Below are 5,055 nucleotides of genomic sequence, written 5' to 3' on the forward strand. Positions count from 1 at the left end.
AGATGTGTATAAGAGGACAGGCCCGGAAGACCGGTCTCGTACGGCGTGGTCGGTGCGGGGCCTATGAGGGTGGGTCCTGTGGTCGGTGCGGGGCTCGCGGTCGGTGCGGCGGTTTCGTGGGGGTACGGCGTGGCGTCCGAGGTGCCGCGGATCTCCATGCGGCCGCCGCGCACGACGCAGTCCGTCATCACCAGGCCCGCGCCCGGGGCGACGCTCATCGCGGGTTCGGCCGGGGCGGCGGCCTCCACCACCAGGCCGTGCACCACGCAGTCGGCCCCCTCCACCGTCAGCGCCGGCCCGGACCCGGGCGGCGCGGACAGCAGGACGCTGCCCGCCCCGTGCTCGGCCGCCAGCGTGACCCCGCGCGGCAGCACCACCGACTCGGCGTACCGCCCGGGAGCCACGAGCACCCGGTCGCCGGGCGCGGCGGCCCGGACGGCGTCGGCGATCCGGCGGTGCACGCCGCGACCCTTGGGGCCGACGGAGTGGAACCGTTCAGGGCGCATCACGATGGTTTCCTCACTGCTGTGCCGGTGGAGCCTGGTAGTACGGCGGGTTGATCGCCGCCCGGAGCGAGGGCACGACGAATGCGGTGTTGACGAACTTCTCGACGATCTTGAACGGCATCTGCAACCAGAAGTCGGCGAACCCCTGCCGGTGGAAGAGGCGTCCGCCGCCGCCCATCATGAACAGGTTCCTGGCCACCGCCGTGCCGCCGGCCGTCACCAGGCCGCCGAGGCCCGCGATGGCCCCGTCCAGCACGGCGTCGCCGCCCGACAGGACGCGCGTCTGACCGTCCGCGCCGGTGACGCCCCACACGGCCGCGTTCATGCTGCCGTTGACCCAGCCGACGAACGCGCCCACGCTCGCGTTGAACCCGAAGTCGTACGTGCCGCCGCGCCAGCGGACCGGGTTCTCGTTGCCGCCCCACTCGTTCGCCCACGTCTTCTCGTGGTGGAACGGCCGGCGCTGCGGGTGCTTGCCGCTGTCCACGTTCGCGAAGACGGATTTCGGCTCGCCCCAACGGGCGCCCCTGACCTCGTGCATCCCGGTGCCGATGCCGGTCTTGACGGCGGCGCCGACCGCGGCGTTGGCGAACGACTTGAGGACGTCCTGGCCGGTGAACGGTTTGTTCTGGATCGCCGCGACGATGCCGTTGGCCGCCAGGTTGGCGCCGAACTCCAGCATGAACTCCTGGCCGAACTCGATCGCCACCTTCTTCGCCAGCACCTTGGCGTACGACTGGTAGGCCGCCTCGCCCAGCGACACCCGGCCGTCACGCGCCGGGGGCAGGCCGGTGAGGCCGTCCAGCGCGTTCCGGTAGAGCTCGCCGTCCAGGCGGACCGAGCCGCCCCACGGCAGGCGGTTGGCCTCCCTGAGCCCGCGGCCCCACCCGCGCAGCTCGGTGAGCGGGCCGCGGAAGTCGTACTCGTCGCCGGTGAGCCGCAGCCCCCTGGGGCCCTGCTCGAAGACCAGGCCGCGGTCGGTGCGCTGGGCGATGACGGCGCCGTCGCCGTCGTACCTGCGCCACTGGCCGCGCCAGGCGTCCTTCTCCAGGAACGTGCCGTCCGGCAGGGCCTTGCGCTCGCGGACCACCGCGCCGTGGTCGAACTCCTTCCACGTGCCCGGCGTCGCGTTGCCTCCGTCGGGCACGTACTCGCGGACCCGCAGCGGGCCGTCCTGCGCCGACAGGTGCGGAGGAACCTCGCGCAGCACCACCGGACGGGCCCCCGGCTGCCGCAGCACGTCGCGGAAGTGGCGGGCGTCGCCCACCGGCTGGTCGGCCCAGGCACGGGTCCGCGGGTCCCACCACTGGCGCACCTGGTCGCCGTCGAACGGCACCTGGTCGCCGTTCGCGTCGAACTTGGCGGCGGTCCAGCGCTCGCCGTGACGCCAGGACTCCACGTACTGGCCGCCGCCCAGCATGTCCCGCTCGCGGACGAGCGCGCCGGTGGGGTCGAAGTCGCGGAAGGAGTCGTCCCAGGGCAGCCTGATGTCGCGGGAGCCGCGGAAGTACAGGCGCTCGCCGGACGTGACCGGGCCGCCGTTCAGCGGCTTGCTCTGCCAGGTCCACGTCTCGGAGTCCATGCGGCCGGTGCCGGTGACGCGGTGGACGGCGCCGTCCGGGTCCGTCCACAGGTACTGCTCGCCGGTGAGGTTGCCGTGCGCGTCCCGCCGGGTCCACGGGACGTCCACGTCGCGCAGCTCGCCGGTCGCCGCGTTCACCCGCGGCGGCGTCCCGTAGTCGCGGACCTCGCCGTCGGGGAAGCCCTCGCGGGCCACCCGCCACTCGCCGCCGTCCATGAACCGGTCCTGCCAGAGGGGCCGGCCGGGGCCGGGGGCGTCCAGCGGCACCCGGTAGCCCTTCGTGCCGCCCGCCTGCCAGGGCAGGTGCGACGGGTCGCCGGGGGCGTGGCCGGGCGGGGTGGCGAGGTCGCCGACCTTGAGCCCCGTGCCGTCGGGCAGCTTGCCGGAGAACCGCACGAGGCGGCCGTTCGCGTCGAGGTCGAAGAACCGCCCGTCCATGCCGACGTAACGGACTCCGCCGCTCGCCTCCCCGGCGCCCTCCTTCGTCCAGGTGAAGATCTGGAAGCGGTTGTCGGTCTTCAGGTGCCGGACGAGGGCCTCCGGCGGCGCGGCGCGGACGAGGGCCTCGCGCGCCCACAGCGGGGGCCGCTGCTCGGACCACCTGGTCGTGGTGAGCACGCCGCCGTCCGGCAGGATCTCCCGCGCGCCGACGTCCTTGCCCTGCTTCGACTGCGCCTTCCAGGTGTCGGCCGGGGCGCCCTTGACGGCGTCCCAGCCGTACTCGCGGTAGTGGTCGGCGACCTGCGGCAGATGCGCGGGCCCCCACTGCCGCTGCGCCACCGCGCCGCCGGCCAGGGTGTCCGTCCAGCCGCCGTCGAGGTCCATCGTCCGTACGCCCTGGGCCAGCTCGTGGCCGGCGGCGTCGAAGCGGTGCCAGCGCCACTCGCCGTCCTCCTTGACCGCCAGGACATGGCCCTTGTGCAGGCCGTCGCGGTGCTGGTGGACGAGGTTCCCGCGGTGGTCGACGTCCCGCCAGGCGACGCCCGAGGTGTCGAACTCGCGCACGCCGTGCGCCACCATCGCGCCCGTGTCGTCCCACTGCGCCCACGTGGTGGTGCGGGTCGTCCGGCCGAAGTCCACGGTGTCGGTGCGCCGGAACGCGTCCAGGACGCCGCCGCCCGGGTACGGCCTGCGGGAGAAGACCTCCACCGGGTTGCCCGTCGCGCTGAACAGGCGGACCTCGCCGCCTTCGACCACGGCGCGGCCGTGGTGGAACATGCCCTGGCCCCCCGGTCTGGCCCAGGTCTGCCTCGCGTGGTCCACGACGTACTGGAAGTCGGTGCGCCTGCCGTCCTTGAGCACGTTGAACCCGGAATGGGTGAGCGTGCCGTCGGCGGCGTGCACGCGGAACTCGCCGCTGCGCGGGCCGCTGTCGTACGTGGCCCGTATCGCGCCGTCGTCGAGGGCCGTGGCGACGCGGCCGGGGAGCCGGTGGCCCGCGGCGTTCTCCAGGTGGCCGACGCGCGCGTCGGCGGCGAAGACGGCGTACGTGCGGGTGGCGTCCGGCGCGTGGAGCGGGGCGCCGGTCTCCAGGCGGGCGCCGTCCGTCGTGTGGCGGGTGAAGGAGCCGTTCGTGGTGTCGGTGATCTGGTGGACGCCGGTGCGGTGGCGGGTGACGGTGAGGTGCGCGACGGGGTTGCCGCCGGCGTCCAGGACGTGGAGGGTCGCCGGGCCGCCGTCCTGGGGGTGGCGGACGGAGACCCACCGGTCCACCAGGTCGCCTCCGGGGCCGCGCAGGCGTACGGCGTCCTCGGCGAGGTGGCCGGTGCCCGCGTCGAACACCTGGTACCGGCCGTCGGGCCCCTGCACCCGGAGCCCGTCGGCGGTCCTGACGACGTCGTGGCCGGGGACCGGGTTGCCCGCGGCGTCCTCCAGGCGTCCGGCGTGGGCGGGGTCGTCGAAGACGGCGTACGTACGGGTGCCGTCCGGCGCACGGAGCGGGGCGCCGGTCTCCACGTGGGCGCCGTCAGGGCCGTGGCGCACGAACGAGCCGTCCGTCAGATCGGTGATCTGACGGACGCCGCCCGGCCGCTCCGTGACGCCGACGTACGCCACCGGCCAGCCATCGGCGTCCACGACCCGCGCGATCGGGTTCCCGCCGCCGTCGGGGTACCGCACCGAAAGCCACCGCCCGGTGCCCGCGTCGAAGATCCGGTACGCACCCGTCGGTTCCTGCACCCGGAATCCGTCGCCCGTCCGCACCACACTGTGCTCGGGCACGGGACGACCGCCCGCGTCGGTGAACACGTACCGCCCGGCCCCGTCCGGAACGATCCGCCCTCCGTCCCCGGGCAGCCGCAACCCTCGCGCGGAGGTCTCCGCCGCACCCGTCCCGGACACGTGCGACGGAGTGCCCGTGAGGTCGTCCGCGTGGCCTGCGGCGATCACGCGGGGGCGGTCGCGGATGCTCTGGTCGGCGAGGTCGGTGAGCCGGCGTTCGATGTGGGCCGGGTCGACGCCCAGCGACGCGAGCCGGTCGAGGGCGTCGCCGACGCGCGTGTCGGCGGCGTGCAGAGTCTGCCGGGCCTGCAGGTGGAGCGGGGACGGGGTGGAACCGGATCCGGTCAGGGAGTCGATGTTCCGCACCAGGTTGTGGGCGCTCGCCTGCTCCCCACGGGCCTGGACGAGGTCACGCCACGCCTCGATGCGCTCCGGCCGTGCCGGATCGTCGGCGCGGCCGAACAACGAGTGCACGGCGTCGGCGTCCTCGTTCCACAACCGCTGGATCTCCGAGCCGGACGACCCCGCGGGACCATGCGGCCCACCCGCGCCCCTGGAAGGCGGCGGGGCGGTGGTGACGGCTGCCGGAGGCGGCGGGGTCGCGCCGGTGGTGACCGAGTTCGCCGGGGTGACGGTGGCGACGTTCCTGCCCTTGCCGGGGGCGCCGGCCAGCGCGGGCGCGTTCGCGCCGTCCAGCAGATCGAGCGCCGACGTCACCCGATCACCGCCCCCGGCCGGATGGGGGAC

1 protein-coding gene and 1 pseudogene are annotated in these 5,055 nt (G+C 74.7%); both read right to left on the reverse strand.

Annotated features, from left to right (window positions below; translation table 11 throughout):
- Positions 1-509 (reverse strand): annotated as a pseudogene (locus C1J01_RS46105) (hypothetical protein); the annotation flags it as partial.
- A gap of 10 nt (positions 510-519) precedes the next feature.
- Complete coding sequence (locus C1J01_RS46110; protein WP_111185326.1) at positions 520-5,025, reverse strand: RHS repeat domain-containing protein; 4,506 nt, start codon at positions 5,023-5,025, stop codon at positions 520-522.
- Between the last annotated feature and the right edge of the window lie 30 nt (positions 5,026-5,055).

Origin of the sequence: Nonomuraea aridisoli (assembly GCF_003236395.1) — a bacterium.
Classification (GTDB): domain Bacteria; phylum Actinomycetota; class Actinomycetes; order Streptosporangiales; family Streptosporangiaceae; genus Nonomuraea; species Nonomuraea aridisoli.